We start from the raw sequence: 23,958 nt of genomic DNA, 5'->3' as shown, positions 1-23,958 counted from the left end.
CCCCCCCCCCCCCCCGCTTCTATATAGCTACGCCTGCAGGCAATCACTCAGCCTTGAGGGTAACCCGAGCAAAGGCCTTCTTGCCCGCCTGGCACACGTGGGTCGCGCCGAGCACAAACATGAAGTCACGGTCGATCACCTCACCATCCACCTTGACCGCGCCGGCGCCGAGCAGATCCCGCGCCTGCGCCGAGTTCTTCACCAGGCCAGCCCGGTTCAGCACGGCGGCGATCGGCAGATTTTCAGCAGCGGCCACTTCGATCTCCGGCAGGTCTTCTGGCAGCTCGCCTTCCTTCATGCGGTTACCCGCAGCACGGTGCGCATTGGCCGCGGCCTCTTCACCATGGAAACGCGCCACGATTTCCTCTGCCAGCTTGATCTTGATGTCACGCGGGTTGGCACCGTTCTCGACATCCGCCCGGAACTGATCGATCTCTTCCATCGAGCGGAAGCTCAGCAGCTCGAAGTAACGCCACATCAAGGTATCGGGAATCGACACAAGCTTGCTGTACATCACCCCAGGGGCTTCCTGGATGCCGACATAATTGCCCAGCGACTTGGACATCTTCTTCACGCCATCCAGCCCTTCAAGCAGCGGCATGGTGACGATGTTCTGCGCCTCCTGGCCATAGGCGCGCTGCAGCTCGCGCCCCATCAGCAGGTTGAACTTCTGGTCGGTGCCACCCAGCTCGACATCGGCTTTCAAGGCGACGGAGTCGTAACCCTGGACCAGCGGATAGAGAAACTCATGGATCGCGATTGGCTGGTTGGTGGTGTAGCGCTTGTCGAAGTCATCGCGTTCGAGCATGCGCGCCACGGTGTACTGCGAGGCCAGGCGAATAAAGTCGGCAGGCGTGAGCGTGTCCATCCAGGTGGAGTTGAACGCCACCTCGGTCTTCGCCGGGTCGAGAATCTTGAAGACCTGCTGCTTGTAGGTCTCGGCGTTGTCCAGCACCTGCTCGCGGGTCAGTGGCGGGCGGGTAGCGCTCTTGCCGCTGGGGTCGCCGATCATGCCGGTGAAGTCGCCGATCAGGAAGATGACCTGGTGGCCCAACTCCTGGAACTGACGCAGCTTGTTGATCAGCACCGTGTGCCCCAGGTGCAGGTCGGGCGCGGTTGGATCGAAGCCCGCCTTGATGCGCAGCGGCTGGCCGCGCTTGAGCTTCTCCACCAGTTCCGACTCGACCAATACCTCTTCCGCACCGCGCTTGATAAGCGCCAGCTGCTCTTCAACCGACTTCATAGACAGACCCGCAACGCTAGGATTCAAGGGGAGCCAACCATACAAGATCGGCCATCAAATACAAGTTTCGCAACGGATTGTGACCCGAACGGCGCACCGCAACGTCTACGCGCCCTTGCGTGAGAATGGATTTGGTTATATTTTATACAGTTATTTCATCTTCATCATGTCATTCATCTTTTCCATTTCACCTTTTTCAAAGTCACCTTACCTATGACCAACGAAACGCCTAAAGCGCCCCCGCTTTATCCGAAAAGCCATCTGTTGGCCGCCAGCGGCATCGCCGCCCTTCTCAGTCTGGCTTTGCTGGTATTCCCGTCCAGCGAAGTGGAAGCCAAGAAAACCACCCTCAGCCTGGAGCTGGAAAGCCCGGCCGAACAGCTCAAGGACGAGTCCCGCGGCGCCCCGCTGGTACAGGCCGAGCAGAACAGCGACTCGCCCTTCGCCCAGATCGAAGGTGCAGAACCCGAAACCGCCAAGGCGGAACCCGCTCCAGCCCCTGCGGCAAAACCGGAGGACAAGGCCCCGGGTCACCGCGAAGTGGTCGTCAGCCGCGGCGATACGCTCTCGACCTTGTTCAACAAGGTCGGTCTGCCTGCCAACGTCGTTCACGACGTACTGGCCAGCAACAAGCAGGCCAAGCAGTTCAGCCAGCTCAAGCATGGCCAGGTGCTGCAATTCGAGCTGGACAAGGACGGCCAGCTGGCAAGCCTGCACAGCAAGGTCAGCAACCTCGAGACCATCCGCCTGAACCGCACCGACAAGGGCTTCGCCTTCGAGCGCGAGGTCAGCAAGCCGGTGGTGCGCACCGCCTACGCCCATGGCGTGATCAAGAGCTCGCTGTCCGCCTCTGCCCAGCGCGCCGGCCTGTCCCACAGCATGACCATGGACATGGCGCGCATCCTCGGCTACGACATCGATTTCGCCCAGGACATCCGCCCGGGCGACGAATTCGACGTGGTCTACGAGCAGAAGATGATGGACGGCAAGGTGGTTGGCACCGGCAACATCCTCTCCGCCCGCTTCACCAACCGCGGCAAGACCTACACCGCCGTGCGCTACACCAACAAGCAGGGCAACACCAACTACTACACTGCCGACGGCAACAGCCTGCGCAAGGCGTTCATCCGCACCCCAGTGGATTTCGCCCGCATCAGCTCGCGGTTCTCCGCCGGCCGCAAGCACCCTATCCTCAACAAGATCCGTGCGCACAAGGGCGTGGACTACGCCGCGCCACGCGGCACGCCAATCAAGGCTGCAGGCGACGGTCGCATCGAGCTCGCCGGCCGCCGTGGCGGCTACGGCAACACCGTGATCATCGCCCACGGCAACTCGTACAAAACGCTCTATGGCCACATGCAGGGCTTCGCCAAGGGCATCAAGACCGGCTCCAGCGTCAAGCAGGGGCAGATCATCGGGTACATTGGCACCACCGGCCTTTCGACCGGCCCGCACCTGCACTACGAGTTCCAGGTCAATGGCGTGCACGTCGACCCACTGAGCCAGAAGGTGCCGATGGCCGATCCGATCGCCAAGGCCGAGCGCCAGCGCTTCAACCAGCAGAGCCAGCCCCTGATTGCCCGCATGGATCAGGAAAAGGCCACTCTGCTCGCAGCCAACAAGCGCTGAGCCCATGGCGCTCTACCTGGGGGTGATGTCCGGCACCAGCCTCGATGGCCTGGACATCGCCCTGATCGAGCAAGACGAGCAGCTGCGGCTGCTCGCCACCCACTACATCCCCATGCCCGTCGACCTGCGCCAGGACCTGCTCGGCCTCTGCGCCAGCGGCCCCGACGAGATCGCGCGTGCCGCCCTGGCAGAGAACCGCTGGGCCACGCTGGCCGCTCAGGGCATCAACCACTTGCTGGCCGCCCAAGGCCTGGAACCCGAGGCCATTCGCGCCATCGGCAGCCATGGCCAGACTGTTCGCCATGAGCCGGCCCGCGGCTTCACCGTGCAGATCGGCAACCCGGCCCTGCTGGCCGAACTCACCGGCATCTGCGTGGTGGGCGACTTCCGCCGCCGCGACGTGGCGGCAGGCGGCCAGGGCGCCCCCCTGGTACCGGCATTTCACGAAGCCTTGTTCGGCCATCTTGGCCACAGCCTGGCGATCCTCAACGTAGGCGGCTTCAGCAACCTCAGCCTGATCGAGCGGGATCAACCGGTACATGGCTTCGACTGCGGGCCGGGCAATGTGTTGCTGGATGCCTGGATCGAGCGCAAGCAAGGCCAGGCCTTTGATGCCAATGGCGCCTGGGCGGCCAGCGGCTGCGTGCAGCACGGCCTGCTGAAGGCGCTGCTGAGCGATCCGTTCTTCGCTGGCAGCGGCCCGAAGAGCACCGGGCGCGAGGTGTTCAACCTGCCATGGCTGGATGCCCACCTGGCCCGGCTACCCGCTTATCGCGACGAAGACGTCCAAGCCACGCTGCTGGAACTGACGGCCCACACCATCATCGACTCGCTACGCCAGGCTCAGTCAGGGACTGAAGCCCTGCTGGTCTGCGGTGGTGGCGCCCGCAACGGCGTCCTGATGGCTCGCCTGGCCGCCCTGCTGCCTGGGGCGAAGGTTGCCAGCACCGCCGCGCATGGCGTGGACCCCGACTGGGTGGAGGCCATGGCCTTCGCCTGGCTGGCTCATTGCTGCCTGGAAGGCATTCCCGCCAATCGGCCCAGTGTGACCGCTGCCAGAGGCCTGCGTATCCTCGGCGCGATCTACCCCGCCTGAATGCAAAACGCCGCGCAAATGCGCGGCGTTTTTATGCCCGACCCGATCAGATCGAGAACGACGAACCGCAACCGCAGGTGGTGGTGGCGTTCGGATTCTTGATCACGAAGCGCGAGCCTTCCAGGCCCTCCTGGTAATCCACCTCGGCACCGGCCAGGTACTGGTAGCTCATCGGGTCGACGACCAGCGCGACGCCTTCGCGCTCGACGATGGTGTCGTCATCGGCCACGTCCTCATCGAAGGTGAAGCCGTACTGGAAGCCCGAGCAACCGCCGCCGGTCACGAACACACGCAGCTTCAGCCGGTCGTTGCCCTCTTCGCTGACCAAGGTCTTCACCTTGTGCGCAGCCCCGGGGGTGAACTCCAAAGCCGTGGGGGTGAAGGATTCGACGCTCATGTTGATTCTCCCGGCGCAGTGCCGCCATAAAACTCGATGGGGCGTATTATCCGCTTGTCCGAGAAAATCGGTCAACAATTGTGCGGCTTTAGTCGGCCCCACGAAAAAGGCCCGCACGCGGCGGGCCTTGGCGACGTACGCAGGCTTACGGCAGCAGGCCCGCGTGGGACAGGCCCATGCGTTCATCCAGGCCGAACAGGATGTTGAGGTTCTGCACCGCCTGGCCCGACGCGCCCTTGACCAGGTTGTCGATCACCGACAACACCACCACCAGGTCACCGCCTTGCGGCCGGTGCACGGCGATGCGGCAGACGTTGGCACCGCGCACGCTGCGGGTTTCCGGGTGGCTGCCGGCGGGCATCACGTCGACGAACGGTTCATTGGCATAGCGCTTCTCGAACAGCGCCTGCAGGTCGACGGAAGTGTCGGCGACCGTCGCATAGAGCGTGGCATGGATGCCGCGGATCATCGGCGTCAGGTGCGGCACGAAGGTCAGGCCGATGTCCTTGCCGGCTGCCTGGCGCAGGCCCTGGCTGATCTCTGGCAGGTGACGGTGGCCCTTGACCGCATAGGCCTTCATGCTTTCACCAGCCTCGCAGAACAGCGAGCCCACAGCGGCACCACGCCCGGCGCCGCTGACGCCCGACTTGCAGTCGGCAATCAGCCGCGATGGATCGGCCAGGCCAGCCTCCAGAAGGGGCAGGAAGCCGAGCTGGGTGGCGGTCGGATAGCAACCCGGCACTGCGATCAGCTGCGCCTGGCGGATCTTCTCGCGATTCACCTCAGGTAACCCGTAGACCGCGTCCTTGAGCAGCTCTGGCGCGCCGTGAGGCTGGCCGTACCACTTGCCCCACTCGACAGCGTCCTGCAGGCGGAAGTCGGCAGACAGGTCGATGACCTTGGTTCCGGCGGCCAGCAGCTCGCCGGCCAAGGCGTGGGCGACACCGTGGGGCGTGGCGAAGAACACCACATCGCAGGCCGCCAGGGTCTTGCTGTCCGGAACGCTGAACGCCAGGCCGTCGTAGTGGCCGCGCAGGTTCGGATACATGTCGGCAACCGCCACGCCCGCCTCGGAGCGCGAAGTGATGACCGCCACTTCGGCCTGTGGATGCTGCGCCAGCAGACGCAGCAGTTCGACACCGGTGTAACCCGTGCCGCCGACGATACCGACCTTGATCATGACGCTTGCCCCTTATCAACGAGACCACTGGAAAGCGCACGATAATAGGGGGCCAAGGCGCCTGTAACAACTCTTGGGATGACCCTTCGGCCCCTTGGCCTCTACTATCTGACGACCGTGAAAACCTGAAGGAACTCCCCATGCTCTATCTATGGATCAAGGCGCTGCATATCGTCAGCGTGGTCTGCTGGTTCGCCGGCCTGTTCTACCTGCCACGGCTGTTCGTCTATCACGCCCAGAGCCAGGACAGCATCAGCCTCGAGCGCTTCGTCACCATGGAGCGCAAGCTGTACCGGGGCATCATGAACCCGGCGATGATCGCCACCTATGTGTTCGGCGGCTGGATGCTGTACCTGAACCCCGGCTGGCTGAGCCAGGGCTGGCTGCACGCCAAGCTCACCCTGGTCGCGCTGCTCACCGTCTACCATCACATGTGCGGCGCTCAGCGCAAACGCTTCGCCGCCGGCACCAATACCCGCAGCCACGTGTACTACCGCTGGTTCAACGAAGCACCGGTGCTGATGCTGCTGGGCGTCGTAATTCTCGTGGTGGTCAAACCGTTCTGACGATATCCACCCGCCTACAGGAGTTTCGCCATGTCCCTGCCCGCCTCGCTCGCAAAACACCTGCGTCTGCCTCTGGTCGCGGCGCCGATGTTCCTGATCTCCAACCCCCGGCTTGTGCTGGCCTGTTGCGCCAATGGCGTGGTGGGCAGCTTCCCGGCCCTGAACCAGCGTGACAGTGCAGGGTTCAAGGCCTGGCTGGAGGAGATCGAAGCAGGGCTGGCCGAACTGCGGGCACCCGCTCCCTATGCGGTCAATCTCATCGTGCACCCGAGCAACCCGCGTCTGCAGGCCGACCTCGCACTGTGCGTCGAGCATCGGGTCCCCATCGTCATCACCAGCCTTGGCGCAGTGAAGGAGGTGGTCGACGCGGTGCACGGCTATGGCGGCCTGGTGTTCCATGACGTGACCACCCGCCGCCACGCCGAAAAGGCCGCAGAGGCAGGTGTCGACGGGCTGATCGCCGTGGCGGCCGGCGCCGGGGGCCATGCCGGCACCTGGAGCCCGTTCGCCCTGGTTGCGGAGATCCGCCAGTTCTTCGACAAGACCCTGCTGCTGGCGGGTTGCCTCAACCATGGCCACGAACTGCTGGCCGCGCAATTGCTGGGGGCGGACCTGGGCTACATGGGTACACGCTTCATCGCCACCCGCGAGAGCCAGGCCCAGGACGCCTACAAACAGATGATCCTGGGCGCAGGTGCGGCCGATATCGTGCATACCCCGGCGGTGTCCGGCATCCCCGCCAGCTTCCTGCGCCAGAGCCTCGAGCAGGCCGGGTACGACCTGGCCGCGCTCAAGAGCAACCACGAGGCCGGCAAGCTCAAGCCGCTGGACGAGGAAGCCAAGGCCTGGAAGACCGTATGGTCGGCCGGCCAGGGTGTCGGCGAAATCCATGACCTGCCCACTGCCGGTGACCTGATCGGGCGCTTGCAGGACGAATACCGAGCGGCCCTCGAACGCAGCCAGCAGCTGCGCAGCAACGCCTTGTAGCAAAACGGCCACGCTGTACACTAGGCGCCCCTTTCGCCCCAGGAGCCTTGCATGACCCGTTACGCCATGATCACTGGTGCTTCCAGCGGCCTGGGCCTGGCCCTGGCGGAGGCTCTGGCGCGGCGCGGGCGCAACCTGATCCTGGTGGCACGCCAGCGCGAAACGCTGGAACCTGTGGCCATCGAGCTCACCCAACGCTTTGGCGTGGAAGTGCTGTTCCGTGCCTGCGACCTCAGCCAACCCTTGCGCCTGTCGGGCTTCGTGCTCGAGCTGGAGGAAGGCGAGCGGCGTATCGATCTTCTGGTCAACTGCGCGGGGCAGCGCACCTACGGGCCATTCCTGGCGCATGAATGGGCCGATGAGCAGGACCTGCTCGAGGTCAACATCCTCGCGCTCAGTCGCCTGTGCCATGCCATCGGCAACCTGATGGCGATCCAGGGTGGCGGGCAGATCCTCAATGTCGCGGGACTTGCCGGCGTCGCCCCCGGGCCGTGGATGGCTGCCTATGCGGCCAGCAAGGCCTATGTGCTGAGTTTTTCCGAGGCATTGCGCGAAGAGCTGAAACGCACCGGGATCAAGGTGTCGGTGCTGTGCCCCGGACCGGTGCGCTCAGCCAGACGTCGCATTCCCCGGCTGGAAGGCAACACCCGCTGCCTGAGCCCCGAGGAAATCGCCTTGTATGCGGTGCGCGCCCTGGACAAGAACCGCGCCCTGATCCTGCCCGGCAGGCGCAACCGCTGGCTGGCCTTCGCCCCACGTCTGCTACCGCGCTGGCTGGCGCGCAAGCTGGCCGGTGTCATCCATCGGCGCTACTGCCCGGTCGGCATGGAATAGCCACTGGGCGAGCAGCGTCGGGCTCAGTACACTCAGCCCCGACACTCACCATGGAGCACGTGCTGTGGACGATCTATTCCTCAAAATCATCAACCGGGAAATCCCGGCGGATATCATCTATGAAGATGACCAGATCCTGGCCTTCAAGGACATTGCCCCAGCGGCACCTGTGCATTTTCTGGTCATTCCGAAAAAACACATCCGCACCCTCAACGACCTGACCGAAGAGGACAAGGCCCTGGCCGGCCATATCCTGTTCACCGCCCAGCGCCTGGCCGTCGAGCAGGGCTGCGAGGAAGGCTTCCGCGTCGTCATGAACTGCAACCCGAAAGGCGGCCAGACCGTCTACCACATCCACATGCACGTGCTTGGCCAGCGCCAGATGCACTGGCCGCCGGGCTGATCCAAGGCAAGCCCACCCAAGGGTATTGAGGTAGACTGTCGGGCATCACTTCAGCGGAGGTGCCCGATGGCTACCGAACGTCACTACTCGCCGCTCGACCGCTTGTTGCTGCAGGCCGATACCGCCATGCGCACCTTGCTGCCCTTCAGCGGCCAACCCGCCCGCCCCTCGCCGGCCATCGTCCAGCCGGACGCCGAGCTCGATGAGCAGCAGTCCCGCCATATCGCCGGCCTGATGCGCATCAACCACACCGGCGAAGTCTGCGCCCAGGCGCTGTACCAGGGCCAGGCCCTGACCGCCAAGCTGCCCCAGGTGCGCAAGGCCATGGAGCATGCGGCCGAAGAAGAAATCGACCACCTGGCCTGGTGCGAGCAGCGTATTCGCCAGCTCAATAGCCACCCCAGCGTGCTCAACCCGGTGTTCTACGGCCTGTCGTTCGGCATCGGCGCCCTCGCCGGGCTGGTCAGCGACAAGGTCAGCCTGGGCTTCGTCGCCGCTACCGAGCATCAGGTGTGCAAGCACCTGGACGAACACCTTGAGCAGATCCCCGAGAACGACGGCAAGTCCCGCGCCATCCTCGAACAGATGCGCGTCGACGAGGAACACCATGCCGAGTCCGCGCTGGAAGCCGGCGGCTACCGCTTCCCGGCGCCCGTGCGCTTTGGCATGAGCCTGTTGGCCAAGGTCATGACCAAGAGCACCTACCGTATCTGAGACGCGCACCATGGAACGTTTCGACGCCAGGGACCTAGCACGCGCCGTAAGCGCCGGCGTGCTGCACCCGGGACAGGACCAGGCCTTGCTGGCCTTCCTGCGCCAGCAGCCGGAAAGCCACGCCAGCTTCCAGCTGGCCCATGTGGCGTTCTACTTCGGCGCACTGTTGATCATGGGTGCCATGGGCTGGTTGCTCACCGAGGCCTGGATGCGTATAGGCGACGGTGCACTGCTGGCCATCGCCCTGCTCTACATCGCCGGGATCACCCTGTTCGCCCTGTCGCTGCAACGACGCAACCAGCCTGTCGCCGCCGGCGTGCTGGCCGCCGTGGCGGTCAGCATCGTGCCGCTGGCGGTGTTCGCTATCGAGCGCCTGGCAGGCTGGTGGCCGCTGGACGACGCCCAGGGCGACTACCACCAGTACTACACCTACGTGCAGGGTGGCTGGTTGGCGATGGAGGCAGCGACGGTACTGGCTGGACTGCTGATGCTGCGCCTGATTCCCTTCCCTTTCATCGTCATGCCGATCGCGGTGGCCCTGTGGTTCATGTCCATGGACCTGAGCGAGTGGTTCCATGGCGACCTGTTCAGCTGGGAGCAACGGCGCACGGTCTCGCTGTGGTTCGGCCTGGGCCTGCTGCTGGTATTTCTGGTGATCGACGGACGCACCCGCCGGGACTATGCCTTCTGGGGCTATCTCGCCGGCCTGGCGGCGTTCTGGGGCGGGCTGACGCTGATGGACAGCGGCAGCGAGTGGGGCAAGGCGCTGTACTGCCTGATCAACCTGGGACTGATGGGCCTGGCCGTCCTGCTGCGCCGCCCCGTGTTCATGGTGTTCGGAGCGATGGGGGTCGCGGCCTATCTGGGCTATCTGTCCTACGAGGTGTTCGCCGATTCCCTGCTGTTCCCGGTCATACTGACCTTGATCGGCCTCGGCGTGATCGGTCTCGGCGTGCTGTACCAGAAGCGACGTGAGGCATTGAGCGAGCAGCTTCGGGCACAGCTACCCGAACGCCTGTTGCAACTGCTGCCGGCATTGCGTCGCTGAACATGGGACGATCGCTCACCCGGCTGATGCAGGGCCTTGGCCTGATCCCGGTCGCCTATCTGTTCGTTTGTCTGATGGTCGCCAGTGTCGGGCAAAGCACTTTCAGCCTGGAACTGCCGACGCTTACCGACCCTGACAGCAACAGCACCGCCGAGCTGATGCTCGGCACACTGCCCGCGCAATTGCTGTTCCTGCTGCTCAGCGTGTTTTTAGCCAGCCGCCAACTGCTGATCGGCACGTTCGTGCTCGCTGGCACGTTGGCTGCGTGGCTGCAGTGCCAGGTGTTTGCCGAACACTTCGGCACCACCTGGAGCAGCAGCGAAATCCTCATCCTGCTCGGGGTGAATACGCCCTGGCTGGTGCTTGCGCTGATCCCGGGGCTCGCGTTGCTGTTAGGTGTCGAACGCCTGCACAAGCAAAGCGCCTGATCGGCAGGCGCTGCCTCCGATCAACCGAGTTCGACGATTTCGTAACCGTGCGTGATCTCGACGCCCGCGCGATCCAGCATGATCGAGGCCGAGCAGTACTTCTCCGCCGACAACTCGACCGCACGCTTGACCTGCGCCTCCTTCAACCCGCGGCCCTTGACCACGAAGTTGAGGTGGATCTTGGTGAACACCTTCGGGTCTTCACTGGCGCGCTCGGCTTCGAGGAAGGCTTCGCAGCTTTCCACGGCCTGGCGGGATTTCTTGAGGATGCTGACCACGTCGAAGCTGCTGCAGCCACCCAGGCCAAGCAGGAGCATTTCCATCGGGCGCACGCCCAGGTTGCGGCCTCCGGCTTCGGGCGGGCCGTCCATGACCACGACGTGGCCACTCCCCGACTCGCCAAGGAACATCGCTTCACCGGCCCACTGGATGCGTGCCTTCATCTATCCGGACTCCCGATCTCGTAAAAGGGTGTCAGCTTAGACCTTGCGAGGCTGTCGGAAAAGCTCAAGCCGTGGCGCTTTTGTGCCGATTCAAGTTGAAGTGTCTGATAAGCTGGCGCCAAATGACTGGCGCGTGCTGCCAGGCAGCCTCTATAAAAAGCCAATGCGTCGCATCGAACAGGATTTCGTGATGGTCTCCTCAGCCCTGCCACCCAAGATCAAGAACATCGACAAGCTGTTGGCCCACTGCCAACGCCGCCGCTACGCCGCCAAGAGCAACATCATCTGCGCCGGTGACCGGGCCGAGACCTTGTCGTTCATCATCAAGGGTTCGGTGACCATCCTGATCGAGGACGACGACGGCCACGAGATGATCATCGCCTACCTCAACAGCGGCGACTTCTTCGGCGAGCTGGGGCTGTTCGAACCCGCCGGCCAGGAGCATCAGCGCAGCGCCTGGGTCCGTGCCAAGACCGAGTGCGAAGTGGCCGAGATCGGTTACGACAAGTTCCGGGAGGTGGCGCGCCTGGAGCCGGACATCCTCTACGCCCTGGGCAGCCAGATGGCCCAGCGCCTGCGCAACACCACGCGCAAGGTCGGCGACCTGGCGTTCTTCGACGTCACCGGCCGCGTCGCCCGCTGCCTGCTCGACCTGTGCAAGCAGCCTGACGCCATGACCCACCCCGATGGCATGCAGATCAAGATCACCCGCCAGGAGATCGGTCGTATAGTCGGTTGTTCACGGGAGATGGTCGGCCGCGTCCTCAAGGACCTCGAGGAACGCAGCCTGGTGCAGGTCAAGGGTAAGACCATGGTGGTCTACGGCACCCGCTAGGCTCTGTACGTAATGTATCTGCACTCGCCCATACTGCGTTGAAACGGGGCTCGGAATGCTCATGTACTCCAGTACACTCCGCTTCCTCCCCCCGTTTCGCCTTGTCTGGCCTTCGCGCAGACACATTTCGTACAGACCCTAGTCCGTAGGTAGCGCCGCGAGCACCTGCGCATAGGCCTGGTTCAGACGCTCGAACCACGGCGCGGCGGGCGCCACTTCGTGCAGGGCGATATGGCTGTCGGCCCGGCAGCGCTGCTCCAGGTCACAGCACTCGTTGAAGCGATTGACCGCCGCCACCATCGACTCGCGCTCGTTGTCCAGCAGCAACGCTCCATGTACCAGCACCACCGGGCGCTTGCCGCCCAGCCCCTGGCGCCAGCGCTGGGCCGTGCCGACCAGCTTGCGGCCATTGAGATTGACGTTGTAGCGGCCATCACAGAAGGCGCCGTCGATCTCGCCCACCGAGGCAACTCCGCCCCATTCGCGCAAGACATCGCACAGCGGCAGGCACAGACGCTCGTAGGCGTTCTCGATGCGACCATGGTCGCCTTCGCTGCGCGGCGCGGCATAGACCAGTGCCACGTTCACGGTTGCATGGGATTGCGGCACAGGCTCGCCACCGGTTTCGCGCAGCAACACCGGCCAACCGGCAATCGCAAGTTCCGCGCAGGCGGCCTCGAAGTTGTCCAGGCGGCTCATGCGTCGGGGCATGACCAGGGCATGGTCGGTCGGGCGCCAGAACAGCACGCCGGATTCGCGCTCGCCGCGGCACACGGCGGCCAGCAGGTCCTGTTCGGCGTGCAGGCCTTGTTCGACGGTGAGGGCTAGAGGTTGATCGCTCATCGAGCCACCTTGCGTGTTGGATTCACCGGCCTCATCGCGGGGCAAGCCCGCTCCCACGTCAATACGGGACAACGTGGGAGCGGGCTTGCCCCGCGATGAGGCCGGTACAGGTATGAAAAAGCCGGCAAAAACGCCGGCTTTCGGTTCGATCAGTCCAGTTGCTGAACGGTCTTCTTCACTTGCTCGGGGAAGAACAACCGCTGCAGCTCCAGCCCTGGCTGCTCCGCGCGCATGAACGCCTCGCCGACCAGGAAGGAATACACCTCGTTGATTTCCATCAGCTCGACATCGGCCCGGTTGAGGATGCCGCTTTCGGTAATCGCCAGACGGTCACGCGGGATGCGCGGCAGCAGGTCGAGGGTGGTCTCCAGGCTGACCTCGAAGGTGTGCAGGTTGCGGTTGTTGACCCCGACCAGCGGTGTGTCGAGGGTCTTCAACGCACGCTCCAGTTCATCGCCATCATGCACTTCGACCAGCACGTCGAGACCGACGTCCTTGGCCGTGGCTGCCAGCTCGGCCATTTTCACGTCATCCAGCGCTGACACGATCAACAGCACGCAGTCGGCACCCAGGGCACGGGCCTCGACGATCTGATAAGGATCGACCATGAAGTCCTTGCGGATCACCGGCAGCGAAACGGCGGCACGCGCCTGCTGCAGGTAGATGTCAGCGCCCTGGAAGTAGTCCACGTCGGTCAGCACCGACAGGCAGGTCGCGCCCCCCTTCTCGTAGCTGACGGCAATTTCCGCCGGCACGAAGTTTTCGCGGATCACGCCCTTGCTCGGCGAAGCTTTCTTGATTTCGGCGATGACCGCCGGCTGCTTGCGCCTGGCCTGCTCGATCAGGGCATTGGCAAAGCCACGCGGGGCATCGGCCGCCTTGGCCAGGCGCTCGAGCTCACCCAGGCTGACCCGCGCGCTGCGCTCGGCCACTTCCTGGAACTTGCGGGCGATGATCCTTTCCAGCACGGTCGGTACACTCATGCCTCGTTCTCCACCTTGAATACCGCGGTAAAGGCGCCCAGTTCCTGGAGCTTTTCCCAGGCCAAGCCGGTGTGCAGGACATCGTGGGCCAACTCGACACCCTGGGCCAGGGTCATCGCGTGATCAGCGGCATACAGCGCCGCGCCAGCGTTGAGCACGATCATCTCGGCGGCCTTCTGGCCGTTCTCGGTCTTGCGCCGGCCCAGGGCATCGCGGATCAGTTCCAGCGAGGCCTGCGGGCCGTCGACCGCCAGGCCATGGAGGCTCTGGCTCTTCATGCCGAGGTCTTCCGGCTCGACCCAATACTCGGTGATCTGGTCGTTCTTCAGTTCAGCGACAAAGGTTGGCGCAGCCAGGCTGAACTCGTCCAGGCCATCCTTGGAGTGCACCACCAGCACATGCTTGCTGCCCATGCGCTGCAGCACTTCGGCCAATGGGCGGCACAGGGCCTGGGTGAACACGCCGACCACCTGGTGCTTCACACCGGCCGGATTCGTAAGCGGGCCGAGCATGTTGAACAAGGTACGCAGCCCCAGCTCGCGACGCGGGCCGGCGGCGTGCTTCATCGCGGTATGGTGGGTCTGGGCGAACATGAAGCCGATGCCGAGGCTGTCGATGCAGCGGGCCACCTGCACCGGGGTCAGGTTCAGGTAGATGCCGGCAGCTTCCAGCAGGTCGGCGCTGCCGCTCTTGCCGGAAACGGCGCGGTTGCCGTGCTTGGCCACCGTGCAGCCCGCAGCCGCCAGCACGAAGGCCGAGGCGGTGGACACGTTGAAGATGTTGGCGCCGTCGCCGCCGGTGCCGACGATGTCGACCACGCCGTCGAGGGTCTTGAGCTCGACCTTGTCGGCCAGCTCACGCATCACCGACACCGCGCCGACGATCTCGTCGATGCTTTCGCTCTTCATGCGCATGCCCATGAGGAAGGCGCCGATCTGCGCCTCGCTGCACTGGCCGGTCATGATCTGGCGCATGACGTCGCGCATTTCCTCGGTGGACAGGTCCAGGTGGCCGACAATGCGGCTCAAAGCGGTCTTGATTTCCATGATCGGTCCTTAACGGCGTCCGCCGGTCTGCTTGAGGAAGTTGGCGAACAGCTCGTGCCCCTGCTCGGTGAGGATGGATTCCGGGTGGAACTGTACCCCCTCCACGTTCAGGGTTTTATGACGCAGGCCCATGATCTCGTCGACGGAGCCGTCTTCATGCGCGGTCCAGGCGGTCACTTCCAGGCAGTCGGGCAACGTGTCGCGCTTGACCACCAACGAGTGGTAGCGGGTCACGGTGAGCGGGTTGTTCAGGCCAGCAAACACACCCAGGTCGCGGTGGAACACCGGGCTGGTCTTGCCGTGCATCACCTGGCGGGCACGCACCACGTCACCGCCATAGGCCTGGCCGATGGACTGGTGACCCAGGCACACGCCGAGGATCGGCAGCTTGCCGGCAAAGTGCAGGATGGCCTCGATGGACACACCGGCCTCGCTCGGCGTGCAGGGGCCCGGGGAGACGACGATGCGTTCGGGGTTCAGGGCTTCGATCTGAGCGATGGTCATTTCGTCATTGCGAATGACCTTGACCTCTGCACCGAGCTCGCCGAGGTACTGCACGACGTTGTAGGTGAAGGAGTCGTAATTGTCGATCATCAGTAACATCTGGAACGAACCTCTTGAATACTGACTTTTGATTCGAGCCTTCCCTGCTGCCATGGGCACGGGAAAATTCCGCGGTGAGCGGCGGTTAAAGCGAAGGGAAGGCAAACAGGAGCGGGCCGGGCATGCCGGCAAGAGATAAAGTCAGGCGCGCCAACGCCAACGGGCGACGGCCTTGATAACGCGCATCAAGAGTTTGCTGACGATCAACACGGGGTAGGTCTCGTTCATACGTCAGGGCACAGTAGCTTACCGGGGCGACGGGCGCAATACGCCGGTAAACACTGGGAAACCAATGCGATGGTGGGCGAAGACCGGCGATTTGCTAAGGTCATGCGGCTTGCTTCGATAAAAACAACGAAAAGGATATTCATGCATGTGCAAGACTCCCTTCCTGTACTCCGCCCTCGGCATCCTCGCCCTGGCTTGCAGCCAGGCGATGGCCGGCCCCTCCCCTTATTCATCGCTCATCGTCTTTGGCGACAGCCTCAGTGATGCCGGGCAGTTTCCCGACCTGACCGGCGGCACGCCAGGCATGCGTTTCACCAACCGCGATGCCGATGGCAACTACGCGCCCGTCTCGCCGATGATCCTGGGGGGCAGGCTGGGCTTTTCGGGAACTGCCCTGGGACCATCGACATCACTCACCAACCAGCTGCAAGGCACGCCCGACGGCAACAACTGGGCCGTGGGCGGCTACACCACCCAGCAGATCCTCGACTCGATCACCGACACTTCGAAAGCCGTCATCCCGCCCGGGCGCCCTGGCGCGGGGGTGGTCCTGCGCGAGCGTGACGGTTACCTGGCCAACGGCCTGCGCGCCGACCCCAATGCCCTGTACTACCTGACCGGTGGCGGCAACGACTTCCTCCAGGGCCTGGTCAACAGCCCCGCTACCGCAGCCGCAGCTGGCGCCCGCCTGGCGGCCAGCGCCCAGGCGCTGCAACAGGGCGGAGCGCGCTACATCATGGTCTGGCTGCTGCCAGACCTGGGCCAGACACCGAACTTCAGCGGCACGCCCCAGCAAGGACCGCTGTCGCAACTGTCCAGCGTGTTCAACCAGTCGCTAGTCAGCCAGCTCGGGCAGATCGACGCCGAGATCATTCCACTCAACATTCCCACCCTGCTGCAGGAGGCCCTCACCAGCCCCGCCCAGTTCGGCCTGGCCGCCGACCAGAACCTGGTCGGCACCTGCTACAGCGGCGACGGTTGCGTGGGCAACCCGGTCTACGGGCTGAACGGCACGACCCCGGATCCAACCCGGCTGCTGTTCAACGACTCGGTGCACCCGACCATCGCCGGCCAGCAGCTGATCGCCGACTATGCCTATTCGATCCTGGCCGCGCCGTGGGAGCTGACCCTGCTCCCGGAAATCGCCCACGCCAGTATCCGCGCCCACCAGGATGAACTGCGCAACCAGTGGCAGACACCCTGGCAGGCCGTCGGTCAATGGCAGGCTTTCGTCGCCACCGGCGGCCAGGACCTGGACTTCGGCAGCCAGCGCAGCGCCGCCAGCGGTGACGGGCGCGGCTACAACCTGACCCTCGGCGGCAGCTACCGGCTCGACGACGCCTGGCGCGTGGGGCTGGCGGCCGGTATGTACCGGCAAAAGCTCGAGGCGGGCCAGGATGATTCGGACTACAAGCTCGACAGCTACCTGGCCAGCGCCTTCGCCCAGTTCCGCCAGGATCGCTGGTGGGCTGATGCGGCATTGACCGCCGGGCACCTGGATTACCGCGACCTCAAGCGCACCTTCGCCCTGGGTGTGAACGACCGCAACGAGAAAGGCGACACCGATGGCGAGGCCTGGGCCGTCACCGGCCGGATGGGCTACAACCTGGTGCCCGAGAGCAGCCACTGGCAATTGGCGCCGTTCATCAGTGCCGACTATGCGCGGGTCAAGGTCGATGGCTACGACGAGAAGAGCGGCCGCTCCACGGCGCTCGGTTTCGACGACCAGGAACGTACGTCGCGCCGGCTCGGAGCCGGCCTGCTGGGTAGCGTGCAAGTGCTGCCGACGACAAAGCTGTTTGCCGAGGTGGCCCGCGAGCATGAGTTCGAGGATGACCAGCAGGACCTGCGCATGCACCTGACCAGCCTGCCGGCAAACGACTTCACCCTCACCGGCTATACACCGCACAGCAACCTGACGCGGGCCAGCCTGGGGGTGAGTCATGAACTGGTGCCGGGGTTGAACCTGCGGGGGAACTACAACTGGCGCAAGAGTGATGAGTTGCGCCAGCAGGGGGTGAGCGTGGCGTTGAGTCTGGACTTCTGATTTGTCGGGGCCGCGTTGCGGCCCCGATCAACCTACTTGGAGCAGGTCTGCTCGGCCAGCGCCACCGCACGGAACATCGCCCGGCGCTTGTTGATGGTCTCTTCCCACTCCAGCGCCGGCACGGAGTCGGCGACAATGCCGCCACCAGCCTGCACATGCAGTTCGCCGTCCTTGATCACCGCAGTGCGGATGGCGATGGCGGTATCCATGTTGCCGTTCCAGGCAAAATAGCCCACCGCGCCACCGTAGACACCGCGCTTGACCGGTTCGAGCTCGTCGATGATTTCCATCGCGCGGATCTTCGGCGCGCCCGACAGGGTACCGGCCGGCAGGATCGCCCGCAGTGCGTCCATGGCGGTCAGGCCCTCACGCAGTTGGCCGGTGACGTTGGAGACGATGTGCATGACGTTGGAGTAGCGCTCGATCACCATCTTCTCGGTCAGGCGCACACTGCCGGTGGACGATACACGGCCCACGTCGTTGCGCCCCAGGTCGATCAGCATCAGGTGCTCGGCGATTTCCTTGTCATCCGACAGCAGGTCGTCTTCCAGGGCCCGGTCGGCTTCTTCGGTGGCGCCACGCGGGCGGGTACCGGCGATCGGGCGCACGGTGACCAGGTTGTCTTCGACCCGCACCAGTACCTCGGGCGAGCTGCCGACCACATGGAAGTCGCCGAAATTGAAGAAGTACATGTACGGCGTCGGGTTGAAGCAACGCAGCGCCCGGTAAAGGTCGATGGGCGCAGCCTTGAAGTCGATGGACATGCGCTGGGACGGCACCACCTGCATGCAGTCGCCGGCCAGGATGTATTCCTTGATCCGGCCCACCGCGCTTTCGTAGTCGTCACGGGTGTAGCTGGAGCGGAACTCGGGCTCGGCCGCCTGCGGCCCGCTCAAGTCCAGGCCACGGCGCGGGGTGATCGGCTGGCGGAGGGTGTCCAGCAAACCTTGCAGGCGGGCCTGGCCCTGCTCGAACGCTTGTTCTTCGGCCGGATCGACCAGCACGATCGCATGCATCTTGCCGGCCAGGTTGTCGAACACCACCACCGCGTCGGAGACCATCAGCAGGATATCCGGCACGCCCAGCGGATCAGGGTTCGGGCAGGCGCCCAGGCGTTTTTCCACGTAGCGCACGCAGTCGTAGCCGAAGTAACCGACCAGGCCACCATTGAAGCGCGGCAAGCCTGGGATGTCAGCGACCTTGTAACGGTCCTTGAACGCCTCGACGAAAGCCAGCGGGTCTTCGACGTCGTGGCTTTCCACCTCGACGCCATCCTGCAGGATGGTCACATGGTAGCCATGCACACGCATGACGGTGCGCGACGGCAGGCCGATCATCGAGTAGCGGCCCCATTTCTCGCCACCTTGCACGGACTCGAGCAGGTAGGAGTTGGGCTGGTCAGCCAGTTTCAGGTAGATCGACAGCGGCGTGTCGAAGTCAGCCAGGGTTTCGCAGGCCAGGGGGATGCGGTTGTAGCCGGCAGCGGCCAGGCGCAGGAATTCTTCGCGGGTCATGTGTAGCCTCGGGGCAAGCAGCAATGGGGTCGGGCAAACGGATGTACCGGCAGGAGCCGGCGGGCGGGAGTCAGGCGCGCCAGCGCCAGCGGGCCAGGGCCTTGATGACTTTCATCCAGAATTTGCCAGTAACCACCACGTCGTTGTCTCTGCTTTGCGGGGCTTGAAGGTCCGCCAACGTTATCCCAGTGTCGGTGACTAAGCAACCGGGCAGCAGCAGGCGCAGGTCGCTGAGCACCAGGCTGGGCGACTCCTCGTCGATGGGGCGGCCATGGTTGTAGCCATAGCTCAGGCCGACGCACTGCACACCCGCAGCCTTGGCGGCCAGCACGTCGCTACGTGAATCGCCGACGAACAGCGCCTGCTCGGCGCTGACGCCAGCCATTTTCATGACAAACAGCAGCGCCGCAGGGTCAGGTTTCTTCTGTGGCAGGGTGTCGCCACCGATGATCCAGCGGAAATAGCGCCCGATCTTCATCTGGTCGAGCAAGGGGGCAACGAAGCGTTCGGGCTTGTTGGTGATCAGCGCCATCTCCACACCCTGCTTGCGCAACCAGCGCAGGGTGTCGCGCACACCAGGGTAGACCACGGTGAGTTCATGGTTGTCGGCATAGGCTTCCATGAACAGCGCCAGCGCGCGCTCGGCCAGCTCGTCGTCCACCGCGGCGTGATCGATACCGCCGGCCAGGGCCCGGCGCACCAGCACCTGGGCGCCGTTACCCACCCAGTGGCGCACGGCCTCAAGGCCAGCAGGCGGTCGCCCGAGTTCGAGCAGCGTACGGTCGACGGCTGCAGCCAGGTCGGGTACCGAATCGATCAGGGTGCCATCCAGATCGAACATCACCAGCCTGGGCAGTGTCCCCGGGAACAGCTGCTCGAAGCCGCTCATGCGCGTGCCAGCGCCATTTCGGCACGCATCTTGTCGATGACTTCCTTGTAGTCCGGGGCATTGAAGATTGCCGAGCCGGCGACGAAGGTGTCAGCGCCGGCGGCGGTGATCTCGCGGATGTTGTTGACGTTCACGCCACCGTCGATCTCCAGGCGGATGTCACGACCGCTGGCGTCGATCAGGGCACGGGCTTCGCGCAGCTTGTCGAGGGTGCCGGGGATGAACTTCTGGCCGCCGAAGCCTGGGTTGACGCTCATCAGCAAGACCATGTCGATCTTGTCCATCACGTACTTCAGCGCATCCAGGCTGGTGGCCGGGTTGAACACCAGGCCAGCCTTACAGCCGCCGTCCTTGATCAGTTGCAGCGAACGGTCGATGTGCTGCGAGGCTTCCGGGTGGAAGGTGATGTAGGTGGCGCCGGCCTCGATGAAGTCACCGATGATGCGGTCGACCGGGCTGACCATCAGGTGCACGTCGATGGGTGCGGTCACGCCGTATTTGCGCAGGGCGCTGCAGACCATCGGACCGATGGTCAGGTTGGGCACGTAGTGGTTGTCCATGACATCGAAGTGGACGATGTCGGCCCCGGCGGCCAGGACCTTGTCGACGTCCTCGCCCAGGCGGGCGAAGTCGGCGGACAGAATGGAGGGGGCAATAGCGTAGGGCTGCATGGCGCACCTGTTGGGCAGAATCACGGTGGCGCGCATTGTAACTCAGGGAAGCGGATCGGGGCTGATTGGTATCAAAGTACCCGTGGGAGCGGCGATGCGCCGCCCCCCCCCCCTCACTGAGCGCTTTCATGATCAGCCCGGCTGCTGGGTCCTCAGTTTCTCACTGCGCCCACGCAACCACTCCAGGGTCAGCAGCAGGATCACCGAGAAGGCGATCAACAAGGTGGCAGCCGCGGCGATGGTCGGGCTCAGGTTCTCGCGGATGCCGCTGAACATCTGCCGTGGCAGGGTCGCCTGCTCGGGCCCGGCAAGGAACAGGGTCACCACCACCTCATCGAACGACGTGGCGAAGGCGAACAACGCGCCGGAGATCACCCCGGGGGCGATCAACGGCAAGGTCACCCGACGGAAGGCCAGCAGAGGCGAGGCCCCAAGGCTCGCCGCCGCGCGCACCAGGTTGTAGTTGAACCCCTGCAGCGTCGCCGACACGGTGATGATCACGAACGGCACACCCAGCACCGCATGCACCAGGATCAGCGAGGTGAAGCTGTTACCCATGCCCAACGGCGCGAAGAACAGGTAGCTGGCCACGCCAATGATCACCACCGGCACCACCATCGGCGAGATCACCAGCGCCATCACCAGCGACTTGCCGGGGAAGTCGCCACGGGTCAGGCCGATGGCCGCCAGGGTGCCGAACACCATGGCCAGCAGCGTGGCTGCCGGGGCAACGATGATGCTGTTCTTCAGGGCGCGCATCCATTCGGCGGAGGCGAAGAAGTCCTGGTACCAGTGCAACGAGAAGCCTTGCAGGGGATAGACCAGGAAGCTCCCGCTGTTGAACGACAACGGGATGATCACCAGCACCGGCAACACCAGGAACAGCAGGATCAAGCCGCACAGGATGCGCAGGCTGTAGAACCACACCCGCTCCACGGGCGACATGTAAGGGCTCAGCATGACAAGGCTCCTCAGCTCAGGCGCAGGCGGCTGGCGCCGACCAGCCAGCTATAGATCAGGTACAGCAGCACGGTGGCCAGCAGCAGCAATCCGCCCAGGGCGGTGGCCATGCCCCAGTTGATGCTGGTGTTGGTGTAGAAGGCGACGAAGTAGCTGACCATCTGGTCGTTCGGGCTGCCCAGCAGCGCCGGGGTGATGTAGTAGCCGATGGCGAGGATGAACACCAGCAGGCAGCCGGCGCCGACACCGGCGTAGGTCTGCGGGAAGTACACCCGCCAGAAACTGGCGAACGGATGGCAGCCGAGGGAGATCGCCGCCCGCATGTAGCTGGGCGAGATACCTTTCATCACGCTGTACAGCGGCAGGATCATGAACGGCAACAGGATGTGCACCATGGAGATGTACACACCGGTACGGTTGAACACCAGTTCCAGCGGCTGATCGATGATGCCCATGGCCATCAGCGCACTGTTGATCAGCCCGCCTGACTGCAACAGCACGATCCAGGCCGCCACCCGCACCAGGATGGAGGTCCAGAACGGCAGCAGCACCAGGATCATCAGCAAGTTGCTCTGCCGGGTCGGCAGGTTGGCCAGCAGGTACGCCAGGGGATAGGCCAGCAACAGACAGATCACGGTGATCACCACCCCCATCCACAGGGTGCGAGCGAAGATGTCCAGGTAGATGGCCTGGTCGGGGGTGGCCTTGGCCAATTCGCCCAGGTCGTCGATACGGTGGTCCAGCGCGGCCAGCAGGTAGAACGGCGTGACACTGCTGGTGTTGCGACGGATCGCCTGCCAGTAGGCAGGATCGCCCCAGCGCTCGTCGAGCGTCTGCAGGGCTTCTTTATAGGAGGCAGGCTCGGCCTTGAACGGCAGCGCCCGCGCGGTCTTGGCCAACAGGCTGCGGTAGCCGGCCAGCTCCATGTTCAGGCGCTTGGAAAGGTCACCCAGGGTCTGGTTCTTGCGAGACTCGGCCAGGTCCTGGCTCAGGGCCTTGTAGACCTCCTCGCCCGGCAGGCTCTTGCCATCCCACTGCGCCACTGCCTCGACGGTGCGCGGCAGGCCGGCGACCACCTCGGGGTTGCCGACGCTCTTGTACAACAGCGCCGCGATCGGCACCAGGAACACCAGCAGGAGGAACAGCGCCAGCGGCGCGATCAACGCCTGGGCCTTCCTGCGGTTGACCCGCTCGGCATGCTTGAGGCGCTGCTTGAGGCTTTTACCCGCGCCTTCGTTGAGGGGCACTGCAATGGCCATGGCGAACTCCGAAAAACCGATGAACAGAGGAGCGCCAGACCATCAGGCCGACGCTCCGGCGCAGGTGTTACTTCTTCGCCGCCCAGGCGTTGAAGCGTTGCTCCAGCTGTTCGCTGTTGTCAGCCCAGAAGGCCACGTCGATCTGCACCTGGTTGGCAATGTTCTCGGGCGTGGTCGGCATGTCCTTCTTCACCTCGGCCGACAGCAGCTCCACCGCCTTGCTGTTGGCCGGGCCGTAGGCGATGTTCTCGGAGTAGTTCTTCTGCTGCTCGGGCTGGACGGTGTAGGCGATGAATTTCTTCGCCTCCTCCGCATCCTTGGCGCCTTTCGGGATGGCCCAGGCATCGAAGTCGTAGATGCCGCCATTCCATACGACCTTGAGGTTGCTTTCCTTCTGCACCGCGGCGATACGACCGTTGTAGGCCGAGCTCATGACCACGTCACCCGAGGCCAGGTACTGCGGCGGCTGGGCACCGGCTTCCCACCACTGGATGCTCGGCTTGAGTTCGTCGAGCTTCTTGAAGGCGCGGTCCTGGCCTTCCTTGGTCGCCAGCACCTTGTACACCTCTTTGGGTGCGACGCCGTCAGCCATCAGGGCGAATTCGAGGGTGTACTTGGCGCCCTTGCGCAGGCCGCGCTTGCCCGGGAATTTCTTGGTGTCCCAGAAATCGGCCCAGCTGGCAGGCGCACTCTTGAGTTTGTCGGCGTTGTAGGCCAGCACCGTGGACCAGACGAAGAAGCCCACGCCGCACGGCTGAATGGCGCCGGGCACGAAGTCGCCTTCATTACCGAACAGTGCGGGATCGAGCTCTTCGAACATGCCTTCATCGCAACCCCGGGCCAACTCCGGCGACTCTACCTCGACCAGGTTCCAGCTGACGCTCTTGGTGTCGACCATGGCTTTGACCTTGGCCATCTCGCCGTTGTACTCACCGGCGACGATCTTGCCCTTGCCCGCCTTTTCCCATGGTTCGTAGAACGCCTTGGTCTGGGCCGCCTTGTTGGCGCCGCCGAAGGAAATCACGGTCAGGTCGGCCGCCATGGCCTGGCCGGCGGCGAACAGGCCAAGGGCCAGGGCGGTCAGTTTCAACTGCTTGCGCATTATTATTCTC

General features: G+C 64.2%; 25 protein-coding genes. 11 read left to right on the top strand and 14 right to left on the bottom strand.

The window, feature by feature from the left end; all coding sequences use genetic code 11:
• Positions 1 to 43: 43 nt before the first annotated feature.
• Complete coding sequence (gene tyrS, locus ACODS9_RS18150; protein WP_214500663.1) at positions 44 to 1,243, bottom strand: tyrosine--tRNA ligase; 1,200 nt, start codon at positions 1,241 to 1,243, stop codon at positions 44 to 46.
• A 213-nt stretch (positions 1,244 to 1,456) separates the two neighbouring features.
• Between tyrS and ACODS9_RS18145 the strand changes: the two genes are divergently transcribed.
• Positions 1,457 to 2,872, top strand: coding sequence for a peptidoglycan DD-metalloendopeptidase family protein (locus tag ACODS9_RS18145; protein WP_094011451.1), 1,416 nt, complete (start codon positions 1,457 to 1,459; stop codon positions 2,870 to 2,872).
• Between the two features lie 4 nt (positions 2,873 to 2,876).
• Positions 2,877 to 3,968, top strand: a complete 1,092-nt coding sequence (locus ACODS9_RS18140; RefSeq protein ID WP_401107866.1) for an anhydro-N-acetylmuramic acid kinase — start codon at positions 2,877 to 2,879, stop codon at positions 3,966 to 3,968.
• Between the two features lie 46 nt (positions 3,969 to 4,014).
• On the opposite strand, the gene erpA is transcribed toward ACODS9_RS18140, so the two are convergent.
• Together erpA and argC are read right to left on the bottom strand one after the other, a co-directional pair.
• On the bottom strand, positions 4,015 to 4,365 hold the full coding sequence (gene erpA, locus ACODS9_RS18135; protein ID WP_023629312.1) for an iron-sulfur cluster insertion protein ErpA: 351 nt from the start codon (positions 4,363 to 4,365) through the stop codon (positions 4,015 to 4,017).
• Between the two features lie 145 nt (positions 4,366 to 4,510).
• The gene (argC, locus tag ACODS9_RS18130; protein WP_023629311.1) at positions 4,511 to 5,545 is read right to left on the bottom strand and encodes an N-acetyl-gamma-glutamyl-phosphate reductase; all 1,035 of its coding nucleotides are present in this window, start codon (positions 5,543 to 5,545) and stop codon (positions 4,511 to 4,513) included.
• 140 nt (positions 5,546 to 5,685) lie between these two features.
• Here argC and hemJ point away from each other — a divergent pair, with 140 nt between their 5' ends.
• The 7 genes from hemJ to ACODS9_RS18095 all read left to right on the top strand — a co-directional run bounded on the left by hemJ (position 5,686) and on the right by ACODS9_RS18095 (position 10,525).
• Entirely contained in the window at positions 5,686 to 6,111 is a 426-nt protein-coding gene (gene hemJ, locus ACODS9_RS18125; RefSeq protein ID WP_023629310.1) for a protoporphyrinogen oxidase HemJ, read from the top strand.
• A 30-nt stretch (positions 6,112 to 6,141) separates the two neighbouring features.
• A complete protein-coding gene (locus tag ACODS9_RS18120; protein ID WP_489094420.1) occupies positions 6,142 to 7,098 on the top strand; it encodes an NAD(P)H-dependent flavin oxidoreductase in 957 nt (318 codons plus the stop codon).
• Between the two features lie 51 nt (positions 7,099 to 7,149).
• Positions 7,150 to 7,932 carry an SDR family NAD(P)-dependent oxidoreductase gene (locus ACODS9_RS18115; RefSeq protein WP_023629308.1) on the top strand — a complete coding sequence of 261 codons (783 nt, stop codon included), beginning with the start codon at positions 7,150 to 7,152 and terminating at the stop codon, positions 7,930 to 7,932.
• Positions 7,933 to 7,996: 64 nt separating this feature from the next.
• Positions 7,997 to 8,335 carry a histidine triad nucleotide-binding protein gene (locus ACODS9_RS18110; RefSeq protein WP_011531867.1) on the top strand — a complete coding sequence of 113 codons (339 nt, stop codon included), beginning with the start codon at positions 7,997 to 7,999 and terminating at the stop codon, positions 8,333 to 8,335.
• Between the two features lie 66 nt (positions 8,336 to 8,401).
• Positions 8,402 to 9,049: a 2-polyprenyl-3-methyl-6-methoxy-1,4-benzoquinone monooxygenase gene (coq7, locus tag ACODS9_RS18105; protein WP_023629307.1), complete on the top strand. Its 648-nt coding sequence runs from the start codon at positions 8,402 to 8,404 to the stop codon at positions 9,047 to 9,049.
• Positions 9,050 to 9,059: 10 nt separating this feature from the next.
• On the top strand, positions 9,060 to 10,097 hold the full coding sequence (locus tag ACODS9_RS18100) for a DUF2157 domain-containing protein (RefSeq protein ID WP_489094419.1): 1,038 nt from the start codon (positions 9,060 to 9,062) through the stop codon (positions 10,095 to 10,097).
• A 2-nt stretch (positions 10,098 to 10,099) separates the two neighbouring features.
• Positions 10,100 to 10,525: a hypothetical protein gene (locus ACODS9_RS18095; protein ID WP_489094418.1), complete on the top strand. Its 426-nt coding sequence runs from the start codon at positions 10,100 to 10,102 to the stop codon at positions 10,523 to 10,525.
• Between the two features lie 20 nt (positions 10,526 to 10,545).
• Here the strand turns inward: ACODS9_RS18095 and ACODS9_RS18090 are convergent, their stop codons facing one another.
• On the bottom strand, positions 10,546 to 10,968 hold the full coding sequence (locus tag ACODS9_RS18090) for an OsmC family protein (RefSeq protein ID WP_028689009.1): 423 nt from the start codon (positions 10,966 to 10,968) through the stop codon (positions 10,546 to 10,548).
• 190 nt (positions 10,969 to 11,158) lie between these two features.
• Here ACODS9_RS18090 and crp point away from each other — a divergent pair, with 190 nt between their 5' ends.
• Complete coding sequence (crp, locus tag ACODS9_RS18085) at positions 11,159 to 11,803, top strand: cAMP-activated global transcriptional regulator CRP (protein ID WP_102685225.1); 645 nt, start codon at positions 11,159 to 11,161, stop codon at positions 11,801 to 11,803.
• Between the two features lie 138 nt (positions 11,804 to 11,941).
• Here crp and ACODS9_RS18080 read toward each other — a convergent pair whose 3' ends face one another.
• The 4 genes from ACODS9_RS18080 to ACODS9_RS18065 form a co-directional block, all read right to left on the bottom strand.
• Positions 11,942 to 12,646, bottom strand: coding sequence for a lipoate--protein ligase family protein (locus tag ACODS9_RS18080; RefSeq protein ID WP_489094417.1), 705 nt, complete (start codon positions 12,644 to 12,646; stop codon positions 11,942 to 11,944).
• Positions 12,647 to 12,795: 149 nt separating this feature from the next.
• Positions 12,796 to 13,629, bottom strand: a complete 834-nt coding sequence (gene trpC / locus ACODS9_RS18075) for an indole-3-glycerol phosphate synthase TrpC (RefSeq protein ID WP_046857362.1) — start codon at positions 13,627 to 13,629, stop codon at positions 12,796 to 12,798.
• Positions 13,626 to 14,675 carry an anthranilate phosphoribosyltransferase gene (gene trpD / locus ACODS9_RS18070; RefSeq protein WP_046857363.1) on the bottom strand — a complete coding sequence of 350 codons (1,050 nt, stop codon included), beginning with the start codon at positions 14,673 to 14,675 and terminating at the stop codon, positions 13,626 to 13,628. Before trpD ends, trpC begins: the two co-directional genes overlap by 4 nt.
• Positions 14,676 to 14,684: 9 nt before the next feature.
• Positions 14,685 to 15,278 carry an aminodeoxychorismate/anthranilate synthase component II gene (locus ACODS9_RS18065; RefSeq protein WP_046857364.1) on the bottom strand — a complete coding sequence of 198 codons (594 nt, stop codon included), beginning with the start codon at positions 15,276 to 15,278 and terminating at the stop codon, positions 14,685 to 14,687.
• A 373-nt stretch (positions 15,279 to 15,651) separates the two neighbouring features.
• Here ACODS9_RS18065 and estP point away from each other — a divergent pair, with 373 nt between their 5' ends.
• On the top strand, positions 15,652 to 17,553 hold the full coding sequence (gene estP, locus ACODS9_RS18060) for an esterase EstP (protein WP_489094416.1): 1,902 nt from the start codon (positions 15,652 to 15,654) through the stop codon (positions 17,551 to 17,553).
• A gap of 32 nt (positions 17,554 to 17,585) precedes the next feature.
• Here the strand turns inward: estP and trpE are convergent, their stop codons facing one another.
• The 6 genes from trpE to ACODS9_RS18030 all read right to left on the bottom strand — a co-directional run bounded on the left by trpE (position 17,586) and on the right by ACODS9_RS18030 (position 23,948).
• Positions 17,586 to 19,067, bottom strand: coding sequence for an anthranilate synthase component I (gene trpE / locus ACODS9_RS18055; RefSeq protein ID WP_046857366.1), 1,482 nt, complete (start codon positions 19,065 to 19,067; stop codon positions 17,586 to 17,588).
• A gap of 70 nt (positions 19,068 to 19,137) precedes the next feature.
• Complete coding sequence (locus ACODS9_RS18050; protein WP_023630656.1) at positions 19,138 to 19,956, bottom strand: phosphoglycolate phosphatase; 819 nt, start codon at positions 19,954 to 19,956, stop codon at positions 19,138 to 19,140.
• Positions 19,953 to 20,627 (bottom strand): ribulose-phosphate 3-epimerase, encoded by a 675-nt coding sequence (rpe, locus tag ACODS9_RS18045; protein WP_031315131.1) that lies wholly within the window; start codon positions 20,625 to 20,627, stop codon positions 19,953 to 19,955. The genes ACODS9_RS18050 and rpe overlap by 4 nt, the downstream gene beginning before the upstream one ends.
• Positions 20,628 to 20,759: 132 nt before the next feature.
• Positions 20,760 to 21,587: an ABC transporter permease gene (locus tag ACODS9_RS18040; RefSeq protein ID WP_023630658.1), complete on the bottom strand. Its 828-nt coding sequence runs from the start codon at positions 21,585 to 21,587 to the stop codon at positions 20,760 to 20,762.
• A gap of 11 nt (positions 21,588 to 21,598) precedes the next feature.
• Positions 21,599 to 22,846: an ABC transporter permease gene (locus tag ACODS9_RS18035; RefSeq protein WP_489094415.1), complete on the bottom strand. Its 1,248-nt coding sequence runs from the start codon at positions 22,844 to 22,846 to the stop codon at positions 21,599 to 21,601.
• A 67-nt stretch (positions 22,847 to 22,913) separates the two neighbouring features.
• On the bottom strand, positions 22,914 to 23,948 hold the full coding sequence (locus tag ACODS9_RS18030; protein WP_401107841.1) for an ABC transporter substrate-binding protein: 1,035 nt from the start codon (positions 23,946 to 23,948) through the stop codon (positions 22,914 to 22,916).
• Positions 23,949 to 23,958: the final 10 nt, after the last annotated feature.

Source organism: Pseudomonas sp. FG36 (assembly GCF_057809275.1).
This window is presented reverse-complemented; position numbering and strand designations above follow the sequence as displayed.